Raw genomic sequence first — 18,924 nt, forward strand, 5'->3', positions numbered from 1 at the left:
CGCCCGGACCGGTTTTGGGCGGGCGGTCAGGTCCAGGCGCGGTAGGGCTCGTCGACGAGCTGGAAGACCGGCTCGCCGCGCACCGGGTCCTTGGCCGTGGACAGCCGTACCCGGTCCCCGCTGTGGATGCCGATGGGCGGGCCCATGACCCTGCCGCGGACGACGAAGCCCTCGGCCATCTCGATCAGGGACATGTTCCGGGCGGCCGGTGTATTGCGGTGCAGCGTCGTGGAGTGGCGGACCGTGCCGACGCCCGCGCTGTGCTCCGTGCGCAGGTCGCTGCCCTGACAGACGGGGCACAGCAGCCGGTGGTACATCGCGGTGCCGCACCAGGTGCACCGCTGGAAGGTCATGGCCTCCGAGCTGTTCGCGCCCTGGGGTTCGAGCAGCCGCGTCGTGGTGCCGGCTGCCTGCTGAGCCACGCTTCCTGAGTGGTGGTACACGCTGGTCAACTCCCTGCACTCGGCCGCCATCCCGCGTGCACGGTGCCCGGCACGCACGTGCTCGGTGTGTCGTATGCCACCGTGCACAGCGACAGCGTATGGCACTCAGTGCCACTCGTAAAGGCACTCCGTATCACTTCTTTGCGTCCGCCGCGTTCCTGTGCTGTTTCGATACCTGCGGATCGTTCATATGATCAGGTCGCTGTCGTCTCCCGAGGAGCTCCGCATGGCGCCCGCCCGCCCCCGTCCCCGCCTCCTGTACGTCACCGACCTGACGTACCCGGCCCGCGGGCGCCGCTACGGCGACGAGGACATCCACCTCACCTCCCGGCTGCGCGCCGACTTCGACCTGGCGCTCTGCCATCCACGGGACGCCGCCGCGCTGCTGGACGGCTTCGACGCCGTGGTCGTCCGCAACAGCGGCCCGGTGCTGACGTACCCGGACGCCTACGAAACCTTCCGCCGGCGGGCCACGGAGGCCGGGAAACCGGTCTACAACCCACTCACCGGCCGGGGCGACATGGCCGGCAAGCAGTACCTGCTCGAGCTGAGCGCCGCCGGGCGGCCGGTGATCCCCACCGTCGACCGCGCCGAGGACCTGCAACTGCTGCCCGCGGCGGACCGGTACGTGGTCAAACCCAGGCTCGGCGCCGACTCGATGGGGCTGCGCGTCGTCGCCGGGGACACCGTGCGGGAGTTCATCGACGGCAGCGTCCTGGTGCAGCCGCACATCGACTTCGCGTACGAGGTCTCCTTCTATTTCGTCGACCACGACATCCAGTACGCCCTGTACGCCCCGGACCCCGGCCGGCGCTGGCACCTGGAGCCGTACGAAGCCACCCCACGTGACCTGGAGTTCGCCCGGGGCTTCGTCGACTGGAACACCCTCGACCACGGCATCCAGCGGGTCGACGCCTGCCGCGCCCCGGACGGCGAACTGCTGTTGGTCGAGTTGGAGGACCTGAACCCGTACTTGTCCCTCGACGCCCTGGACGCGGCGTCCCGGGAGTCCTTCGTGTCCGCCATGACGGCTTCCCTGCACCGCTTTCTGCGCGCCGCCGGCTGAACCTCCGCCGCGCTGGGCGCGTATCTCTTCATGTGGGCGGCTCCGCCCTCGTGCGCAGCGGAAGGAGAGCAGCGTGCCGACGCCGTCCGACCCCGGGCAGCCGCACGACGGCCCGCCCCTCGAGCCCGTCCGCGTCCTGCGCCCGCGCCGCACGGACGCGCTCGCCGAACTGTTCAAGGAGTTCGAACGGGAGGAGCACGAGGGCTACGAGTCCGTCACCCTGCCCCGGCCGGCGACCGGTCCGGAGGACGAGACGCAGGAGTTCCCGTCGGTCGCCCCCGATCCGCCCGCCCGGCCGCCGACGACCGTGCCCGGCCCCGCGTACGAGAGCTTCACGCACCACAGTCCAGCATCCGGGCGTACGCCGCCCAACCGCCGTGCGCCCCGAGGCCCCTCGTACGACAGCACGGTGCCCAGCCGGTCCTCGCACACCCCCGTGCATCCGCCCACGCACAGCCCCGCGACGCGACGGGCCGCCGTGGCGATCGCCGTGGCCGCGGCGGCGGTACTGGGTTTCGGTGGCGCGGTCCTGCTCCTGAGGCAGAACACCGACGACCGAGCCGTGCCGGACCCCCGCCCCTCCGCGAGCCCGCCCGTGACCGCGCCCGCCGTGCCGCCCGAGCGGGCCCCGGCCGCCTCCGGGTTCCTCAGCGAGGGCGACTCGGGCCCCGAGGTGGCCGAACTCCAGGAACGCCTCCTGCGCATCCCGGACGTCTACCGGGACGGCGCCACCAGCGGCCGCTATGACGCCACCCTGTCCGCGGCCGTCGCCCGGTTCCAGCTCTGGTACGGCGTCCAGGGTGACGAGACCGGCGTCTACGGCGACGACACCCGCCGCGCGTTGGAGTCCCGTACGGGGTGACGCCCGACCGGCACGTCCCGTCCGGTCAGCGGCCCGGTTCCACCAGGGCCCGCGTGACCGCGCGCACGCTGCGCGCGATGTGCTGCAACTGCATGACCTCGGCCGCGTACAGCTTGATCGTATGCTCGATGGCCCCTTCGTGCAGGCCGAGCCGGGGCAGGTCGGCCCGTGCCGTCTGCAGGGCGGTGCGCGCCACTCGGATCTCGTGCTCGACCTGGATCTGGGCGTGCCGGGCCAGCAGGACGGGGTGCCGGATGAACGCGGGGTAGCTCGCGTAGCGCGCCGGTACCAGCTCGCGCAGCCACTTGGCCGCCGAGCGTTCCCAGTCGTAGCTGCCGGGTGCCTTGACCTGGCAGGGCCAGTCCGGACTGGGGCGCGTGGACGTCACGGTCATGATCATCGCTTCCGGGTGTGCGGCGTCGCTGGGGTGGGCGACGGGTGGGGCGGCCCTGGTCCGGCGCGGCCGTCGGAGCGGGTAGGAGCCGGCGGGTTCGGGCGTTCGTGCAGGCGTCCGGTCGGAGCCGGCGACATCCGCTGTGAAGGCGTCCGGCTACGCAGGGGCGGACCGTCGGCTTTCCGGGCGGAGCAGGTGATGACGCGGTGGGTACGGATCGCGGTCCGGAGTGGACATGTCGTGATCCGTCAGCAGTATTTATATATGCCATGTGGTTTGCAAGGCGTATGAAAACATTCATGCGCGCTTTGAAGCGGAAGGTCCACTTGAGGGCGCCGGCGGGGAGGGGGCCCCGCGGGCTCAGTCCCTGAGGAAGAACTGGTGCTGGTCGGCGACCTGCTCGTGCTCGTCGAGCCGGGCCCGCGTCCGCTCCGGATCCGCGTCCGTCATGGCCTGGAGCGGCGCCGCGCACAGCACGCCCGGAACTGCGTACGAGTCGAACACCGGGCGTGACCCGGTGCCGGTGGCGAAGGCGACGTCGGCCTCGTCCTGGAGGGGGCCCGGCGCCGGGTCGGTGATCAGCGCGACCTTCGTTCCGGCGCCCGGGCGCCCCGCACCGCCGTCAGGGGCTCCTGGGCGTGCCGCGGCGTGGCGAACAGGGGTGGAACCATACGGGTGATACCGCATGACTCCGGACGAAGAACGGCCGGCCCGCCAGCGCACCCGCCCGCCGGCGCACCCGTCCGTCGGCGGTGCACGAGCGGCCCGCCCCGTCAGCGGCGCACACGGGGCACCGCCGACGCCGGGACCACGAGGTCCGCGCGGTACCGGGTCCGCGCGACCAGTTCGGCGTTGGGCCCGTCCGAGCGCACGACCCAGGCCATCGCCTCGTCCTGACGTTTGCCGAACTCCACGTGCCGGGCCACCAGCCGCCGCACCCGCTCCTCCTCGTCCAGCTCGCAGAACCACACCTCGTCGAGCTGCGGCCGCACCCGCGCCCACGCACCGGTGTCCAGCAGCAGATAGTTCCCCTCCGTCACTACCAGCCGGGCCGTCGGCGGCACCGGAACGGCCCCCGCGACGGGCTGCTCCAGCACCCGTTCAAAACCGGGCGCGTACACGACGTCCCCGTACGTCTCCTCGCGCAGCCGCCGCAACAGGACCGCGTACCCGGCCGCGTCGAAGGTGTCCGGGGCACCCTTGCGGTCCCGGCGGCCGAGCCGGTCCAGTTCGGCGTCGGCGAGGTGGAAGCCGTCCATCGGGACGTGCGCGACCCACGGCTCCCCGGCGCCGTTCAGTGCCCGCACCAACTCCCCGGCGAGCGTGGACTTCCCGGCCCCGGGGCTGCCCGCGATGCCGAGCACCGCGCGTCGGCCGCCTTGGCCGAGGGCTCGGGCGCGGTGGAGGAGATCGTCGAAGGTCGGCGCCACACGGGAGAGTGTGTCACTCCCGCCCGCCGCCCGGACGGCGCCGGTTGTCCCGCCGCCGTCCGCCCCTCGCCGCGTGCTGTCCGCCGCGACACGGGACCATGTCCGGTATGGCGGATCCGGGTCTGCCCGAGAACATCCCGGCCTGCCTCTGCGACCTCGACGGCGTCGTCTCCAGGACCGCCGCGGTCCACGAGGCGGCCTGGAAGCAGGCGTTCGACGCCTTCCTGCGCGAGCGGGACGGCGCGGACTTCCGGCCGTTCACCGACGCCGACTACGTCGAGTACGTGGACGGCCGCCCGCGGACCGACGGCGTACGCACCTTCCTCGCCTCCCGCGGTGTCGGCCTGCCCCCGGGTGCGCCGGACGATCCGCCCGGCGCCGCGACCGTGCACGGGCTCGCCCGCCGCAAGAACGAGCTGTTCCCGGAAAGGATCCGCAGCGGCGGAGTGGAGGCCTACGACGGCACGCTGCGCTCCATCGAGGCGGCCCGCGCCGACGGCCTGCGCACCGCCGTCGTCTCCGCCTGCGCCGACTGCCGGGACGTGCTGCGCGCCCCCGGCGCCGAGCACCCCTTCGACGCCCGCGTGGACGGTGTGGAGGCCGCGGAACGCGACCTCCCCGGCAAGCCGCGCCCCGGCACCTTCCTCGCCGCCGCCCGGGACCTCGGCGTCCCGCCCGGCCGGGCCGCCGTGTTCGAGGACGCGCCGGCCGGCATGGACGCGGGCGGCGCCGGCCGCTTCGGCTACGTCGTCGGCGTGGACCGCGTCGGCCGGCCGCGCTCTACGCCCACGGCGCCGACCGGGTCGTGACGGACCTCGCCGAACTCACCGGAGGACCCCGGGAACCGGGCGAGCGGTGACCGCGATCGCCGTTCCGCCTGCCCCTGCGCGCCCGGCGGGTTAATTTGTTTCTGTTTGCGCGCAAGTGACCGGCAGGAGCGACGGCACACGGGACGAGGACGGATGATGGCCGACGACAAGAGCGCTCTTCTCACCGCGGGACGACGACGCGCACGCGCCCGCACGTCCTCGCCGGGCGCACCACGCTCCGCGGACGGCACCGCCCCGCTCGCGGTCCTGGCCGCCGTCTTCACCGTCGCCCAGTTCGTCCTCGTCCGTCCGGCGCTGGGACTCGGCTGGGACGAGATCGTCTACGTCAGCCAGGTCGCCTCCCACCACCCGGCCGCCTTCTTCAGCGCCCCGCGCGCCCGGGGCGTCTCCCTCCTGGTGGCGCCCGTCGCCTCCTGGTCGGAGTCCACCGCACTGCTGCGCGTCTACCTCGCCCTCCTGTCCGGCCTGGGCCTGTACCTGGCGCTGCGCGCCTGGCGCGGCCTGTTCCCCACCCGGGTCCTGGTCACCGCCGGCGCCCTCTTCGCGTCCTTGTGGGTGACCCTCTTCTACGGCCCCCAGGCCATGCCCAACCAGTGGGTCGCGATCGGCGCCCTGGCCGCCGTCGGCTGCTTCCTGCGGTACCACGCGGACCGCTCGGCGCGCGGTGCGCTGTGGGGCGTCGCGGCGGGCGCCGTGCTGATGGCGCTGATGAGGCCCACCGACGCCGTATGGGTGACGATCCCCCTGCTGGTCCTCGCCCTGGCAGGCCGGCACGTCCGCCTTCTGATCGCACTCACGGCGGGCCTCGCGGCGGGCGCGGCCGAGTGGGTGGCCGAGGCCTACGCCCGGTACGGCGGACTGGGGGAGCGGCTGGCCGAGGCCTCCCGCGTCCAGGGCGGGCTCGGCCTGCAGATCGCCGTCGACGACCAACTGCGCAGCCTGGGCGGGCGGGGTCTGTGCCGCCCGTGCACGGGGACCATGCCCCATCCGGTGGTCACCCTCTGGTGGTTCGCCCTGCCGCTCCTGGCCGTCCTCGCGCTGGTGGTCGCCGTACGGGCCCGGCGCGCCCTGCGCACCGCGCTGCCGCTGGCCTGCGCCGCCACAGCCGCCCTCCCGTACCTCTTCATGATCGGGTACGCGGCGCCCCGCTTCCTCCAGCCCGCCTACGCGCTGCTCGCGATCCCCGTCGCCGACGCGCTGTGGCACCTGGTCAGGACACCGGCCGGGACGTGGCGGCCGGCCGTGGCGCCCCTGGTCGCGCTCGCGCTGGCCGGCCATCTGGCCGTACAGCTGGCCGTCCTGACGCACACCGTGGACCGCAACACCGACAGCCGCCGGGACTGGGCCCGCACCGCCGGCGAACTGCACCGGCTCGGCGTCCGCCCGCCCTGCCTGATCGCCGGTCACGAGGCCATCCCCGTGGCCTACTACACCGGCTGCTCCTCCGGCGAGACGGGCGGGAACAACGAGAACACCACGGTGGCGGAGATACTGAGCACCGCGGACCGCGTCCCCGTCGCCGTGCTCGTCGGCCCCGGCGGAACCCCGCCCGGCTACGCCCGCGCCTGGCCTCCGCACACGATCGGCGACCTTCAGGTCAGGATCGCGCCGACGCCGGGGCAGGGCGCCCCGAAAGGCGCGGCCACGGACGGGCCGGAGTGAGGGCCGGGGACGGGAAGAGCCGGGCAAGGGCGGAGCAGGGGGCAGGGGTCAGGGGAGGAGCTTGTCCAGTGCGGCGGGTCCCTCCTCCGCCAGCTTGCGCCTGGCCCATTCGAGATTCTGCGGGGTGAGATCCTTGCCGGAGGCAAGGACGAGATCCTCCGGCGACACATCGGTGCCGGTACGGGCGTGGAGCAGGCCGTCCGGGGTGGTGCGCTCCTCGGGCGGCCGGGACTCCTCGGGCTGGGACGTCGACATCTCTGACTCCTCGGGTCCGGATGGCTGTAGCGGCCCCGGTGCGGTCATCGGGTCCGGTATCACCATTCAACGCGGGAGCCCGAAGTGCATCCGGAACACGGGGCGCCGCTTGGAAGGGGCCGCTCCTTGTGCGCAGGAGTACCTTCCCCGGCCCGCGGAAAACCTGCCCGCGACGGCAGGGCGACGTTCGCGGGTGCGCCGGCGTCACGTCCCACCGTCCCGGAGTCCTCGACGGCGCCCCTCCCCGCCCGCGGCACACCGCGGGCGGGGAGGGGCGCCGTCCGTCTTCCGGCCCTTCAGACAGGCTTCAGAAGGGCGACAGCGTCAGGCGCACGCCCGTGGGGGCCGTGTCCTGGATGTACGAGGCGAAGTCGGCGACGTCGTCGAAGGCGAAACCGTACGCCTTGCCGTCCTCCGTGGCCGTGTGCACGGCCTTGGAGTAGTGGTTGGTGAGCTCGGTCCGGTAGAAGGCCGAGGCATCGGTGGTCGGCTGGCCGGGGTGGCTGAGCAGCGTCGAACGGTTGAAGCCGGCGCCGAGCACGGCGGCGACCGGGCCGGTCGTGCCGTCGTTCGGGGCGGCGAGCGCCCCGTCGCAGAAGAGGACGTCCCGGGTGGACGGCCTGCCGAAGGAGATCTGGGCGGGTCCGTCGAAGGTGAACCGGTCGCCACGCACCCGGCCGGTGAAGATGCCGGCGTTGGTGGTGACCTTGAGGTCACGTCCGGTGTAGGTGCTCCACACCTCGTCGATGTACGGCGCGAGGTAGTCCCTGGCGAACAGACCCGCGTCCAGGCCGTGTCCCGGAGCGATGATCCGGGTGTCGTCCACGACGAGCCGTGAGAACGCCTCCACCTGCTTGAGCGCGGCGAACACGGCCCCGCGGCCCCCGTTCCGGAACACGCCCGTGGACTGGTCCTTGGAGCCGGTGAGCCGGATGCTCATCGGCACGCTGAACATGTCGACCATCGTGGTGTTGCAGAACATGCCGGCGGAGTTGTGGGTGAACTCCGCACAGTCGTGCAGCACACGGTAGTTGGGGTCCGAGGTGACCCAGCCGGCCGGGTACTGCAGCGCCGCGTTGCCGTTACCGTCCGTGACGGCCCTGAACTTGAGCTTCTGGCCGAGGGCCACGTAGATGCGGCCGGACATGTACGGCAGGGACAGCCGGGTCTCGCCACCGCCGGCCAGGCTGATCGCGTAGTCGGTGAAGCCGTCGGCGCCGTTGTCCGACAGGGAGACCGGGGCCAGGGTGCCGTCCGGGGTGACCCGTACCTGACGTCCGTCCTGGTTGCCCACGATGTAGAGGTGCACGTTCGCGTTGCCGAAGGAGCCACTGTCGTTGACGACCGTCAGCGGGAGAGGGGCCGCGGCGGCCGCCGCGGCCCGCGTGTCCGGGGACGTCTCCGCGAGGGCGTGGGGGGCGAGCGCGGCGGCGGCGGGCACGGCCACGGCCGCCCCGCCGAGGGCGAAGAGGACCTTCCGGCGGCCGAGGGAGCGCTGGTGACGAGGAGTCATGTGGGGGGTCTCCTGAGGTGATCGAGTGGTTCTGGCGAGCTGTTTCTGGTGAGCGGTACCTGACAAGGTGCGGAGGGGGTGCGGGGGTCGGGGCCCCGAGCGCTCCCCGATGGTGCTGAGAGCGCTCTCAGTCGTACGCCGGTGTCGGCGCCCGGCTCTGATGGTACGGACCGGAGCCACCCCCGCCAACGGGTCCGACTTGTCCCTCAACTTTCCCTGAACAGGGGTTACTCGCAGTGCTCGCGAGAACCTCACACATGCTTAAGTGCTTCTTAAGGGCTGCTTAAACCGGGTTGGGCGGAGGGGGCCGGGTGGGCGGAGAGCGCTCCCTTCCCACCGTGGCGCCGGCGGCCCTCGGGTGAAGCCGCGGGAACCTCCTGGAACCGGCCGGAAGGCGCAGTCGCGCACGGCGCGGCGCGGAGCACTGCCGGGGACGCCCGTCCTGGAGGGCTCCGGCCTCCGGCGGACAGTGCCAGCGCCTCGCCATCGCCCGCGCCCTGATCAGGGACCCCAAGGTGCTCGTCCTCGACGAGGCGACCTCGGCGCTGGACACCCGCTCCGAGGCGCTGGTCCAGGAGGCGCTCGCCCGGCTGCTGCACGGGCGGACCACCTTCGTCGTGGCGCACCGGCTGTCCACCGTGCGCGGTGCCGACCGGATCGTGGTCATGGCGGACGGCCGGATCCAGGAGATCGGCACCCACGAGGAACTGCTGCGCCGGGGAGGGGCGTACACCGAGCTGCACAGCGGGCAGGCGGACTGGCGTGGGGCAGGCCACCCGTTCGGTGTTCATCCAGTCCCGTTCATTCCGGCCGGCCGGAATGAACGGAATGGACTACTTCCCGGCGGTGCGGGTAGGCGCAGCCGCACACCCAGAGAGAGGCGCCTTCGTGCTGGTACCGGATCCGAAGACCGTCAGACAGCTGCTGACACGTTACGCGACGCTGCGGATCGCGCAGGCGGAGCGGCACTCGCCCGTCGCGGCGCGCGAGCTGGAGGACATCACGTACACGCTCTGCGTGATGACGGGAACGGCCGGCATCCGTGAGGCCGTCACCCGCGCGGACGCGCTGCTCGCCCGGGAGCGGACCGCGGCCGACGGCCGGACCGCGGACCCAAGCCCGGACGGCGAGAACGGCCGCTGCCTGACCGTGTGACCGGCGGCTACGAGTCGGTGCCCGCGACGGGCCGCCGGCCGTGGAACGCCGACCGGTACGCGTACGGCGTGGTGCCCACCACCTTGCGGAACCGCTCGCGGAGCGCCGTGGGCGAGCCGAACCCGGACTGCTGGGCGATCCGCTCGACCGTGTAGTCGCTGTTCTCCAGCAGGTACTGGGCGCGCCGCACCCGCGCCCGCAGCAGCCACCGCACCGGCGTGGTGCCCGTCTGCTCGCGGAAACGGCGGCCGAAGGTGCGCTCGCTCATCCCGGCACGCGCTGCCATCGCCCCGAGGGTCACCTCGTGCGTCAGGTTGTCCTCGATCCACTCGAACAACGGCTCGAAGGTCGACCCGCGGGGCACGGGCGGGTGCTCGTGCACGATGAACTGGGCCTGTCCTCCCTCCCGTTCCAACGGCATGACGGACATCCGGGCCGTGTTCGCGGCCACCGCCGAGCCGAGGTCCTGTCGGACCATGTGCAGGCACATGTCCAGCGCGGCGGCGGCACCGGCCGAGGTGAGGATCTGCCCGTTGTCGACGTAGAGCACGTCCGGCTGCACCTCGACGCGTGGAAAGGAGCGGGCCAGCCGATCCGCGGCCACCCAGTGCGTGGTGGCGCGCAGCCCGTCCAGCAGCCCCGCCTCCGCCAGCACGAACGCGCCCACGCACACCGAGGCGATCCGAGTGCCCGCCCCGGCCGCCCGGCGCAGCGCCGTGACGACGGTGGGGGAGAGCGGCGAGGCGCCCTCGGCGCGGCCCGGGACGATGATCGTGTCGGCGTCCGTCAGCGTCTCCAGTCCGCGGTCGACGCGCAGGAACAGCCCGCCGTCCGCCGCCACCTCGGGTGTCTCGGCGCACGGCCGTACCCGGTAGGCGGGGCGGCCGTCGGGCAGCCGCGTCCAGTCGAAGGTCTGCATGGGTGCCGCCATGTCGAACGGGATGACCCGGTCGAGCAGAAGAATCGCCACGGAATGCATGAACGCCACGATAGGCGGATCCCCGCCACTCATAAGAGCCCGGCACGGGCGGGGCAGTGGTGCGTCGGGCCGGAGGAAAGGCAGAGGGGCGTGGCCGGCGGGAATCCGTTGGAAGCTGTCGATCCAGCCCATGGGTGGAGGCCCAAAAAGCCCTTAGCGTGAGCCCTTCACCGCTGATCACGCCAAGGAAAGAGCCCCGGTGGCCAAGTTTCTGCTGTCCCTGCACGTCCTCGCCGCCGTCCTCGCCGTCGGCCCCGTGACCGTCGCGGCGAGCATGTTCCCACCGGCCGCGCGCCGCGTCGCCCCCGCCGGGGGCGACGGGCCCGTCGCGGCGGCGGTGACCACCGTCGAGGTGCTGCACCGCATCTGCGGGGTCTACTCCCGCATCGGCGTCGCGGTACCCGCGCTCGGGCTGGCCACCGCGCTCGCCATGGGCGTTCTGGGCGACGGCTGGCTCGTCACCTCCATCGCGCTCACGGCGGCAGCCGCGGCCGTCCTGATCGCCTTCGTGCTGCCCCGTCAGGACGAACTCATCGAGCAACTGGCCCAGCACCGGTCCGTCGACCGGCGGGCGACAGTGCAACTGGCCATGTTCACCGGCGTGTTCAATTTGCTGTGGGCGACGGTCACGGTCCTCATGATCGTCCGCCCCGGTTCGACCACGGGCGCCTGACGGATCCGGCACCAGCGCGTGCGTCCCGTCCCGGGGTGCGGGGAATATCCCTCGTGTACCGGCCTGCGTCAAGTCGTACGGGTGAATTCCCCCTGAATGATGTCCGGGCGCCTACACTCGTCAGTCGCGTCCCCGTCCCGGGGCCGACGAAGCAGAGAGGCACGTTGCAGGGTGTTCAAGGAATCCCCCATCTACGACCGACTCATCACGGAGCGCGGTGATGTGCCCGCACAGGTCCGCAGCGAGGCCGAACGAGTGAACAGGGAACTGGAGCTGGTCATGGGTCCCCTGCAGTCCCCCGGGTACTCCCAGGGCGGCCTCGACCGGCAGCAGTCCCCGGGCAACGGCTGGCAGCGCACCGCCCTTCTGCCCGGCCCCAGGTCACACTGATCCGGGTACCGCACCGGAGGACGGGCCCGTACCGCCATGCCCCCGCGTGGTGACGGGCCCCTCAGCACGTCGTGGTGGGCGATCTGCCGACCTCCACGGTCTCCTCGGGAAGGGGCCGGGCCAGCCACTCGGCGACGGTACGCGCGATCGGCTGCCCCGTCTCCACCTCGACGAACCCGAACTGTCCCGACTGGTTGCACTCCAGGAACCACCACGTCCCGTCGGCGTCCTCGACGAAGTCGAAGGCCCCGTAGGCCAGTTCAGCCTTGCGTAGATAGGTGCGGACGGAGTCCGCGATGCGCGGCAGTATGTCGACCGGTTCCCAGGGCGCCCCGGGTGGCGCGAAACGCACATCCACCTCCGCCGGTTCGGCGCCGGGGTCCGCGGCCTTGCGGGCGGCCAGCAGTCGCTCGCCCACGGCGGTGAGCCGGATGTCGGCGCGCTTCGCGATCCGCCGCTGGAGCAGTGTCGGTCCGAACGCCACGGCGGCGAAGTCGGCGTCCGGCGCCACCCTGCTGGTCGGCACGGCCCGCGGCGGATCCTGCGGATGCGATCCGGAAACCGGCTTGACCACCAGGTCCGGGAATCGCTCCGCGAACTCCCGGGCGGCGCGCGGGAAGGTCGTGATGACCGTGGCCGGCACGGGCAGGCCGCAGTGCTGCGCCAGCCGGAGCTGCCACGGCTTGTGGCGTGCCTGCCGGGCCGCGTCCGGATGGTTCATCCAGCGGGCGTCCGAGCCGCGCAGCATCCCGTAGAGAGCTTGAGCGGCCTCCTCGGTCAGCCAGGGCGACGGCTGGGCCGCCCGCCCGGCCGGGGCGCCCGGCCTGCGCACCCACACGGACCGCAGCCCGCCGATGCTCACCAGCCGCCCCCCGGCGGAGAGATGGCCGCGAAAGCGGCCGTGGACGTATTCACCCGAGAGCGAGACACCGGCAGTCAGATCGGCCGGGTCGAGGCGTACCACCGGGACCCCGAAGCCGTGCAGGTGCACGACCACCATGTCGGCGGTCACATCCTCCTCGCAGGTGAGGATCAGTACGGTCATCGTCTGCGACCCACGGTCAGTCGTCGAAGTGGGTCTTGGAGCCCGCCGTCGACGTCGTGGTGCCCACCTCTCGCAACAGTGCGTGATCGCAGGCCGCCACTCGTCCGTCGGCGAGAACGTTCAACTGCAGTCCGGAGTCGTAAACATACGGAGTGCTTACGACCAACTCCCGTGCCGGACGTGCGTAGTTGAGCGCGAACGGTTGCATCGTCTCTCCCTCGTCGGTGCTGCGCCGACCAGGCGGTGGCCCGCTGTGCACCGCTGCTTGGTCCGCCGACTTGTTTTGGCTTCCAGAGACTTATACGAATCGAACGGGTGGTTGGTTTCCTCACGGAGCGTAGTCATCGGCGGGTTCACGATCCGGTCGCAGGGAGGTCGCTTCGGATGAACCCGCGCCGAGGGATCCGCGCATGGAGCGCAGCGCGAGCAACAGCACGCCGATGTCGTCCAGATAGACCGGGTCGGGCAGCAGGTCGGTCGGCAGGACGAGGTAGAGGACCGCGCCCCAGAACACCCAGCGCGGGCCCGTGGGCAGACCGGCGCGCCGCAGCTCGCGCCGGGTGCGGACCAGTCGCACCATGACGGCCACGGCACAGGCCAGTACGGCGGCCGCGGCGACGGCGGCCACGACGAGTACCACGGTGGTTGTGTCCACGGGCTGTCCTCCTCAAGGTGCGGCGGGACACCGGTCTCCCTGTCTGGATGCCCGGGAACGGCTCCGGTATGGCACCCGCGGGAGTCGGCGGAGTGGCGCAGGTCATACCGATGGCCCAGCCGAGTGGCCGTGCCGGGCGGGGGCGCTTAGTAATGGTCCACGTAACGTCGCTCGTCGTACGTCCGGGGTGGGGAGCGGCCTGAGTCTTCATTCATGGAGCCGAGCATGACCACCTGCGCATCGACACCCCCGTCGAACACTTCGAGGCCCTCGAGCGGCTCGACCGTCTCGACTGCCTCCGAAATACCCGGAGGGACGGACGTGGTCCTCGCGCCGGAGCCGCCACCGGCGCCCCTTCCGACCGCCGGGACGGTCTACGGCACCGGCGGACTGCGCCTGGACGTGGACCCGGCAAAGCCCCTACGTCCCGACGAGGGGCGGGATCGACAGCAGTACGGCGATCCTGTGGGCAACCTGGTGTACGCGGCGGTGTCGGACTGCCCCCCGGACGAGGTCGCCGACCTCATCACGTCACTGGCCCGTTCACCCGAACACACCCGGGCCGTGGTCGACGCCCTGCGCGCCATCGGGGTGAGCCGCTCCGTGGAGGACGTGGCCCGTCTGGTCGCCCTGCTGACCCGGCCGCCCCGCGACGCCGACAGTGCGGACGAGGCGATCCGGTCCGCGGCGGCGCACCGCCCGGTGGAGGACGTGTCCCGGCTGGTGGCGCTGCTGCACAGCGAGCAGCTGGCACCCCACTGCCGTGAGGAGGCACTACGGGCCGCCGCCTCCGGCCGCTCCGTCGAGGAACTGATCGAGCTGATAGACCGACTGGCCGCGCAGCCCCCACCGGATCACCTCGACCGCCCCACGCCCGAACCGTCCTGGTACGAGCACGGGGACCGGACCGGTGACGCGTACGGAACCCGGAAAGGGGTCGGCGGCGCCGACGGGAACCGGGACCGGCGCCGGAAAGAGCGCGGGGACGTACGGGACGACGAGCGCCGTGGGAGACCGGAGGCGGGTTTCCCGCTCCTGCACCGCGGCGCCCGGGGCGCGGCGGCCCTGCACTCGAGGCGGCGGACCCGGCATCCCCGCCGGGTCCACGTGCAGCTCGTCCGGTCCATGACCTGGTCGAGCTGGTCCGCCGCGGTGGCCCTCGCCGTGTGCGCGGTGGTCCACTTCCCGCTCCGGGGCGACGGTCTTTCCCTGGTCCCGCACGCCCTCGCGGTCGGCCTGCCGGTGCTCTGCACGGCGCTGGCCCTGTTCCTGGTCGTACGCCCCGGCGTGCTCGTACTGGCGGCGGCGGTCGTGCTGCCGGCCGTCCTGGTAGGGGCCCACGCCTACGGCGGCACCTTCCCGTCCGCCGCCCTGCCCCGGGCCGTCGGCCTCGCACTCGCCCCGCAGTGGCTCGCCGGCGCGGCGGCCGTCGTCGCCGCGCTCCTGGCGCTGACGGCCCTGGTCGTCCGGGTGGTGTCCCCGTTCCCCGGCAGACACTGGGCGGTGTGGCCGGCGCCCGGCCCGCCCCGGACGCCGGACTGACCGCCGTACGACCCGGGCGGTGTGCCGCCCCGACGGAGGGCCGGCCCTCACCTGTCCGGCGGATCGCGCCGGACAGGCCGGCCTACGGACCGGAAGGCGCCGACCGCGCGTCGGCGGCGGGCAGGGCCTGGCGCTCCTCCCCGGCGGACGACGGACGGCGTGCCCTGGGGCCGAACCTCAGGCGCTCGAACGTGCGGGTCAGCTGCCGCATCGGAGACGGGGCCCGCGTGCCGGGCGGCAGGGCCCGGACGCCCGGGGCCTCGGCGGCCTCCCGGTACGCGGCCAGCGCCTCGCGGGCGCTCTCGGCGGCCTCCCGGTACAGGTCGCGGGACGTGGTCATGGCCTCCAGCGCGTCGGCGTACAGGGAGACCAGCCGGCGCTCGCGGGCGAGTTCCTCCTCCAGGTTCAGCAGACGCCAGTCCTCCCGCAGCGCGGCCAGCGCCGCCTCGGCCCCGACCGGCAGCGGACGCGGCAGGGCCGCGAACCGGGTCACCGCGTCGACGAGGTCGGCCGGCCGGGTGCCGTCCAGGAAGACCGCGCGCACCGAGAACTCCCCGGCGTCGTAGCCGTCCGGGACCGGGCTGCCGGGCAGGACCACCGCACCGCCGCGCGGCACCTCGACGCCACAGTCGCGCAGCGCCCAGTTCACGACCCGCAGCTGATGCGGTGCGGCCCGGTGCTCCACCACCCGGTGCCGCAGGCCCGGCGGCAGCCAGCGCGCGAGCGGCACCCGGCCGCGGTCGTCGGTGGTCATCGCCTCGTGGACGACGAGGTGGATGTTCCACCCGTTCCCGTTCGCGCTTCGCGCGCAGGCGCGCATCAGCCGCCGTACGGCCTTGTCGTCCTCGGGGAGCGGACTGATCTCTCCCAGCCGCAGTCCTGTGGCCGCGTCGTGATTCCAGCCCATGTCCGGTTCGTCCATGGGCCAGAACATGCCGGTGGGGGACGGCCACATGTGGTCCCACGGCTGTTCGGCCTCGGCGACCAGGACCCAGGGCTGACCTCCGCCGGCAGCGGGTCCGACACTCAGCCGGGCGCGCACGGTCACCGCGTCGGCGACCCGGACACGGGCCTGGAACACCAGGTCCGGCGCGTCGTGCCGCGGCTCCGGCCCTGTTTCGGGCGGCTCTTCGGGCAGTTCCAGGAAGGAGTCGATGTCCCCGCTGTCCTCCAGCCGGTGCAGGGTGCGCCGGAGTACGTCATGTGCGGAGGTCCCGGAGTACCGGCCGGCGGTCAGCCAGACGGAGGGCGGGATCACAGGGCGGGCTGTGCGTGAGGTGAGCATGGGTCCAGGGGTGAACGGGGGCACGTGCTTCCTGCCATTGTCGTCGCTGTCGGACGGCGGGACCGACGCGGGTTGATCGCCGGGCGGTGTTTCTCGTTCTCGCTACCCGTGTGGCGGGGCCCTCATGTGTCACGTGTCACCCCCGTAGGTGTCATCCCCCTGTCCATGCGCGCATGTGTGTGCCGCGTACGGGGTGTGCGGAACGCCCACGTGGTGGAGGGCCGTCACTCGTGATCACGACGGTACCCGGTCACCACCATGGGGCTCCGCGAGCAGGGCCTGTCCACCATGCGCACAGGGAAGGCCCTGCCCGCACCCCGCCGTTCAGGAAACCCCTCCCGGCGGTCGTGCCGGACCTCAAAAAGCGCCGACGTTACCAGCGCCGAGGGGTCCATGTCGCATATTCCAAGGGAAAACACCAAAGCCCCCACCTCGGTCGAGCACGCAGCGTAGCTTCGACGTCACGTTCGCGGTACAGCCGTGCGATGGAGGGGGATCCGGCGTGCCCGGAATCGATGAGAGTCTGCTGGAAGCCATGCGACTGCCCGGTGCGCGAGGGGCACTGGTGGTCGACTGGATCAGTGGACTCGCGCTCGGCGCGGTGGGCGAGACACCGGGCGACGACCCGGAGGCCACGGCGGCGGAGACCGCCGAACTCGCCCGTCTCGCCATGGAGAGCGGCACACTCGCACCGGCCGACGGCACGGCGTCCGTTCTGTCCGGCAAGGAGCCGCCCGTCCAGGACCTGATCCTCACCACCGTCGACGCGTACCACCTGCTCCGGTTCGTGATCACGACCTTCGACAGCACCGTGTTCCTGTACCTGTGGCTCGACCGGGGCGAAGGCAACCTGGCCCTGGCCCGCATCCGGCTGGCCGAGATGGCGGACCGGCTGGTGCTCGGATGACCACCGCGGCAGCCACCGACGGATCGGCGCCCGCCATGCTCGGCAGCCTCGCGGCCGACCGCGCCACCGGAGCCCTCTCCACCGAGTCCGGGGTCTTCTACCTGGCGGCGGGGCACATCGTCCACGTCGAATCCGCTCACAGTCCCGACCTCGGCGATCTGCTCACCCGCAGCGGCGCGCTCCCCGCCGACGGCTGGTGGGAGGCGGTTGAGCGGGCCGGCGCCCGCCACCGCGTCGGCCGCCAGCTCGTGGACAGCGGTCGGCTCACCGCCGGCGCGCTGGAGCTGTGCCACCTGGGCGCGCTCTTCGACGCCGCGTACTTCGCGCTCGCCCAGGACACCGCCGCGCTCCGCTTCAGACCCGAGGCCGCCCACTGGTTCGGCGCGGTCCGCCCCGTCCCGGTGGCCGGCGTGCTGCGCGAGTCGCGGCGCCGCCGTGACCTGCTGGACCGCATCTGGCCCGACTCCGCCGTCGACACCGCCCCGCTCACCCGCGTACCCGGTGCCGACCCGGCGGACCTGCCGCCCCGCCGCGGCCGGACACTCGCCCGGGTCGACGGCGCCAGCACCGCCACGCAGATCGCCTCGGCCCTCGCGTGCCGCACCTTCCACACCCTCGTCGAGCTGCGCCGCCTGGCCGCCGACGGACTGATCACCCCCGCACCGCCCCCGCCCGTCGCCTCCGTCCGTCCGGGTACCGGCGCATCCGGCGATGCGTGGGACGAGCCCGACACGGCACTGCTGCGACGGCTCCTGGACGCCTTGGAGGCCCTGTGATCCGCGCGCGTCGACAGCGTGCCGAAAGGAGACTGCTCATGGCCGTCGAGACCGACGTGCTGGACGAACTGCGTCGGCTCCGTACCCGGATCCCCCGGCTGGCGGGGTCGCTCGCGGCCACCGTCGACGGACTCGTCCTCGCCCACGATGTGCCCGACACCGAGCCGGAGGGCCTGGCAGCGCTCACCGCCGCCGCGCTCGGGGTCGCGTACCGGATGACGGATGCCGCCGCCCGCGGCGAGTTCCGCGAACTGCTGGTGCGCGGCACCCGGGGATACGTGGCGACCTACGCCGCCGGAAGCACCGCGGTGCTCACTCTGCTCGCCGACGACCGGGTCAACGTGGGCCGGCTGCATCTGGAGGGCCGGCGCAGCGGCGCACGGATCGCGGATCTGATCGACACCCGTGTCGGTCCGGGCGGGGGCAGGCACGCGGAGCGCGCGGCGCTCGACGCGCACGCCGCCCCGTCGTCCCCGGACGCCGACCGCCGGATCGGCACCCTGCCGGTGCGCACCCCGCAACGGCCGGCACACCAGCCCCGGCCCCAGCCCGGCGGCTGAATCCTGACTTTTCCCCTCGGCCGGCCCCCGTGACACGACCTGGCGGCCGGCCGGAACAACCATCACGACCGAAAGGACACCTCTCATGGCCAACACCGAGACCGCGCTCAAGGACTGCCTCAGCTCCATCGACGGCGCCACGGCCGCCGCACTCGTCGACTACACCAGCGGCATGGCGCTCGGCACGATCGGCGGCGGCAAGGACTTCAATCTGGAGGTCGCCGCCGCGGGCAACACCGACGTCGTGCGCTCGAAACTGCGCACGATGGAACTCCTGGGGCTGAAGGAAGAGATCGAGGACATCCTGATCACCCTGGGCAGCCAGTACCACCTGATCCGCCTGCTCAAGGGGCGCGGCGGCAACGGACTGTTCCTGTACCTGGTGCTGGAGAGCAGCCGCTCCAACCTGGCGATGGCCCGCCACCAGCTGCGCCGGATCGAGAACGATCTGGAGGTCTGAGGCCGGACCGTCACGGACCGGTCCGGGCCGCGACGGGCGGGG

At 72.7% G+C, this 18,924-nt stretch carries 21 protein-coding genes and 3 pseudogenes; 13 read left to right on the forward strand and 11 right to left on the reverse strand.

Features of this window, described 5'->3' with window-relative positions; translation table 11 throughout:
- Window positions 1-26: 26 nt before the first annotated feature.
- Window positions 27-443 carry a Zn-ribbon domain-containing OB-fold protein gene (locus tag ACFP2V_RS14030; RefSeq protein ID WP_381210842.1) on the reverse strand — a complete coding sequence of 139 codons (417 nt, stop codon included), beginning with the start codon at window positions 441-443 and terminating at the stop codon, window positions 27-29.
- A gap of 226 nt (window positions 444-669) precedes the next feature.
- On the opposite strand from ACFP2V_RS14030, the gene ACFP2V_RS14035 reads away from it, so the two are divergent.
- Window positions 670-1,509: an ATP-grasp domain-containing protein gene (locus ACFP2V_RS14035; RefSeq protein ID WP_381210845.1), complete on the forward strand. Its 840-nt coding sequence runs from the start codon at window positions 670-672 to the stop codon at window positions 1,507-1,509.
- Between the two features lie 73 nt (window positions 1,510-1,582).
- Window positions 1,583-2,371: a peptidoglycan-binding domain-containing protein gene (locus tag ACFP2V_RS14040; RefSeq protein WP_381210848.1), complete on the forward strand. Its 789-nt coding sequence runs from the start codon at window positions 1,583-1,585 to the stop codon at window positions 2,369-2,371.
- Window positions 2,372-2,396: 25 nt separating this feature from the next.
- Here the strand turns inward: ACFP2V_RS14040 and ACFP2V_RS14045 are convergent, their stop codons facing one another.
- The 3 genes and pseudogenes from ACFP2V_RS14045 to ACFP2V_RS14055 form a co-directional block, all read right to left on the reverse strand.
- Entirely contained in the window at window positions 2,397-2,771 is a 375-nt protein-coding gene (locus ACFP2V_RS14045) for a hypothetical protein (RefSeq protein WP_381210850.1), read from the reverse strand.
- Window positions 2,772-3,125: 354 nt separating this feature from the next.
- A pseudogene (locus ACFP2V_RS14050) lies at window positions 3,126-3,421 on the reverse strand (MurR/RpiR family transcriptional regulator); the annotation flags it as partial.
- Window positions 3,422-3,538: 117 nt separating this feature from the next.
- Window positions 3,539-4,195 (reverse strand): nucleoside/nucleotide kinase family protein, encoded by a 657-nt coding sequence (locus ACFP2V_RS14055; RefSeq protein WP_381210853.1) that lies wholly within the window; start codon window positions 4,193-4,195, stop codon window positions 3,539-3,541.
- A gap of 107 nt (window positions 4,196-4,302) precedes the next feature.
- Between ACFP2V_RS14055 and ACFP2V_RS14060 the strand changes: the two are divergent.
- Window positions 4,303-5,054, forward strand: a pseudogene (locus ACFP2V_RS14060) (HAD family hydrolase).
- 106 nt (window positions 5,055-5,160) lie between these two features.
- A complete protein-coding gene (locus ACFP2V_RS14065; protein ID WP_381210996.1) occupies window positions 5,161-6,687 on the forward strand; it encodes a hypothetical protein in 1,527 nt (508 codons plus the stop codon).
- A gap of 48 nt (window positions 6,688-6,735) precedes the next feature.
- On the opposite strand, the gene ACFP2V_RS14070 is transcribed toward ACFP2V_RS14065, so the two are convergent.
- Both ACFP2V_RS14070 and ACFP2V_RS14075 read right to left on the reverse strand, forming a co-directional pair.
- Window positions 6,736-6,942 carry a hypothetical protein gene (locus ACFP2V_RS14070; protein ID WP_381210856.1) on the reverse strand — a complete coding sequence of 69 codons (207 nt, stop codon included), beginning with the start codon at window positions 6,940-6,942 and terminating at the stop codon, window positions 6,736-6,738.
- 307 nt (window positions 6,943-7,249) lie between these two features.
- Window positions 7,250-8,455 (reverse strand): glycoside hydrolase family 64 protein, encoded by a 1,206-nt coding sequence (locus ACFP2V_RS14075; RefSeq protein ID WP_381210859.1) that lies wholly within the window; start codon window positions 8,453-8,455, stop codon window positions 7,250-7,252.
- A 449-nt stretch (window positions 8,456-8,904) separates the two neighbouring features.
- On the opposite strand from ACFP2V_RS14075, the pseudogene ACFP2V_RS14080 reads away from it, so the two are divergent.
- Window positions 8,905-9,207: pseudogene (locus ACFP2V_RS14080) on the forward strand (ATP-binding cassette domain-containing protein); the annotation flags it as partial.
- A gap of 136 nt (window positions 9,208-9,343) precedes the next feature.
- Window positions 9,344-9,610 (forward strand): DUF5133 domain-containing protein, encoded by a 267-nt coding sequence (locus tag ACFP2V_RS14085; protein ID WP_381210862.1) that lies wholly within the window; start codon window positions 9,344-9,346, stop codon window positions 9,608-9,610.
- A gap of 7 nt (window positions 9,611-9,617) precedes the next feature.
- Here the strand turns inward: ACFP2V_RS14085 and ACFP2V_RS14090 are convergent, their stop codons facing one another.
- On the reverse strand, window positions 9,618-10,589 hold the full coding sequence (locus tag ACFP2V_RS14090; protein WP_381210865.1) for a GlxA family transcriptional regulator: 972 nt from the start codon (window positions 10,587-10,589) through the stop codon (window positions 9,618-9,620).
- 199 nt (window positions 10,590-10,788) lie between these two features.
- On the opposite strand from ACFP2V_RS14090, the gene ACFP2V_RS14095 reads away from it, so the two are divergent.
- Window positions 10,789-11,262 carry a hypothetical protein gene (locus ACFP2V_RS14095; RefSeq protein WP_381210868.1) on the forward strand — a complete coding sequence of 158 codons (474 nt, stop codon included), beginning with the start codon at window positions 10,789-10,791 and terminating at the stop codon, window positions 11,260-11,262.
- A gap of 171 nt (window positions 11,263-11,433) precedes the next feature.
- Complete coding sequence (locus ACFP2V_RS14100; protein WP_381210871.1) at window positions 11,434-11,652, forward strand: hypothetical protein; 219 nt, start codon at window positions 11,434-11,436, stop codon at window positions 11,650-11,652.
- Window positions 11,653-11,713: 61 nt separating this feature from the next.
- Here the strand turns inward: ACFP2V_RS14100 and tgmB are convergent, their stop codons facing one another.
- From tgmB to ACFP2V_RS14115, 3 genes are all read right to left on the reverse strand, one after another.
- Window positions 11,714-12,697 carry an ATP-grasp ribosomal peptide maturase gene (gene tgmB, locus ACFP2V_RS14105; protein ID WP_381210874.1) on the reverse strand — a complete coding sequence of 328 codons (984 nt, stop codon included), beginning with the start codon at window positions 12,695-12,697 and terminating at the stop codon, window positions 11,714-11,716.
- A 16-nt stretch (window positions 12,698-12,713) separates the two neighbouring features.
- Window positions 12,714-12,905 (reverse strand): putative ATP-grasp-modified RiPP, encoded by a 192-nt coding sequence (gene tgmA, locus ACFP2V_RS14110; protein WP_055593662.1) that lies wholly within the window; start codon window positions 12,903-12,905, stop codon window positions 12,714-12,716.
- A 120-nt stretch (window positions 12,906-13,025) separates the two neighbouring features.
- On the reverse strand, window positions 13,026-13,352 hold the full coding sequence (locus ACFP2V_RS14115; RefSeq protein WP_381210878.1) for a YkvA family protein: 327 nt from the start codon (window positions 13,350-13,352) through the stop codon (window positions 13,026-13,028).
- A 321-nt stretch (window positions 13,353-13,673) separates the two neighbouring features.
- On the opposite strand from ACFP2V_RS14115, the gene ACFP2V_RS14120 reads away from it, so the two are divergent.
- A complete protein-coding gene (locus ACFP2V_RS14120; protein WP_381210881.1) occupies window positions 13,674-14,894 on the forward strand; it encodes a hypothetical protein in 1,221 nt (406 codons plus the stop codon).
- 82 nt (window positions 14,895-14,976) lie between these two features.
- Here the strand turns inward: ACFP2V_RS14120 and ACFP2V_RS14125 are convergent, their stop codons facing one another.
- Window positions 14,977-16,179 carry a hypothetical protein gene (locus tag ACFP2V_RS14125; protein WP_381210883.1) on the reverse strand — a complete coding sequence of 401 codons (1,203 nt, stop codon included), beginning with the start codon at window positions 16,177-16,179 and terminating at the stop codon, window positions 14,977-14,979.
- Window positions 16,180-16,681: 502 nt separating this feature from the next.
- Between ACFP2V_RS14125 and ACFP2V_RS14130 the strand changes: the two genes are divergently transcribed.
- From ACFP2V_RS14130 to ACFP2V_RS14145, 4 genes are all read left to right on the forward strand, one after another.
- Window positions 16,682-17,086, forward strand: coding sequence for a hypothetical protein (locus ACFP2V_RS14130; protein WP_381210886.1), 405 nt, complete (start codon window positions 16,682-16,684; stop codon window positions 17,084-17,086).
- Window positions 17,083-17,862, forward strand: a complete 780-nt coding sequence (locus tag ACFP2V_RS14135; protein WP_381210889.1) for a hypothetical protein — start codon at window positions 17,083-17,085, stop codon at window positions 17,860-17,862. Before ACFP2V_RS14130 ends, ACFP2V_RS14135 begins: the two co-directional genes overlap by 4 nt.
- Window positions 17,863-17,900: 38 nt before the next feature.
- Window positions 17,901-18,422 (forward strand): roadblock/LC7 domain-containing protein, encoded by a 522-nt coding sequence (locus tag ACFP2V_RS14140; protein WP_381210892.1) that lies wholly within the window; start codon window positions 17,901-17,903, stop codon window positions 18,420-18,422.
- An 85-nt stretch (window positions 18,423-18,507) separates the two neighbouring features.
- Window positions 18,508-18,882 (forward strand): hypothetical protein, encoded by a 375-nt coding sequence (locus ACFP2V_RS14145; RefSeq protein ID WP_381210895.1) that lies wholly within the window; start codon window positions 18,508-18,510, stop codon window positions 18,880-18,882.
- The last annotated feature ends 42 nt before the right edge of the window (window positions 18,883-18,924 follow it).

Source organism: Streptomyces incanus (assembly GCF_042656345.1).
GTDB lineage: Bacteria > Actinomycetota > Actinomycetes > Streptomycetales > Streptomycetaceae > Streptomyces > Streptomyces incanus.

Coding starts and splice junctions, on each gene's coding strand:
- ACFP2V_RS14035 (WP_381210845.1), top strand. CDS start 670: ATGGCGCCCGCCCGCCCCCGTCCCCGCCTCCTGTACGTCACCGACCTG.
- ACFP2V_RS14045 (WP_381210850.1), bottom strand. CDS start 2,771: ATGATCATGACCGTGACGTCCACGCGCCCCAGTCCGGACTGGCCCTGC.
- ACFP2V_RS14065 (WP_381210996.1), top strand. CDS start 5,161: ATGGCCGACGACAAGAGCGCTCTTCTCACCGCGGGACGACGACGCGCA.
- ACFP2V_RS14070 (WP_381210856.1), bottom strand. CDS start 6,942: ATGTCGACGTCCCAGCCCGAGGAGTCCCGGCCGCCCGAGGAGCGCACC.
- ACFP2V_RS14075 (WP_381210859.1), bottom strand. CDS start 8,455: ATGACTCCTCGTCACCAGCGCTCCCTCGGCCGCCGGAAGGTCCTCTTC.
- ACFP2V_RS14090 (WP_381210865.1), bottom strand. CDS start 10,589: ATGCATTCCGTGGCGATTCTTCTGCTCGACCGGGTCATCCCGTTCGAC.
- tgmB (WP_381210874.1), bottom strand. CDS start 12,697: ATGACCGTACTGATCCTCACCTGCGAGGAGGATGTGACCGCCGACATG.
- tgmA (WP_055593662.1), bottom strand. CDS start 12,905: ATGCAACCGTTCGCGCTCAACTACGCACGTCCGGCACGGGAGTTGGTC.
- ACFP2V_RS14125 (WP_381210883.1), bottom strand. CDS start 16,179: ATGCTCACCTCACGCACAGCCCGCCCTGTGATCCCGCCCTCCGTCTGG.
- ACFP2V_RS14135 (WP_381210889.1), top strand. CDS start 17,083: ATGACCACCGCGGCAGCCACCGACGGATCGGCGCCCGCCATGCTCGGC.
- ACFP2V_RS14140 (WP_381210892.1), top strand. CDS start 17,901: ATGGCCGTCGAGACCGACGTGCTGGACGAACTGCGTCGGCTCCGTACC.
- ACFP2V_RS14145 (WP_381210895.1), top strand. CDS start 18,508: ATGGCCAACACCGAGACCGCGCTCAAGGACTGCCTCAGCTCCATCGAC.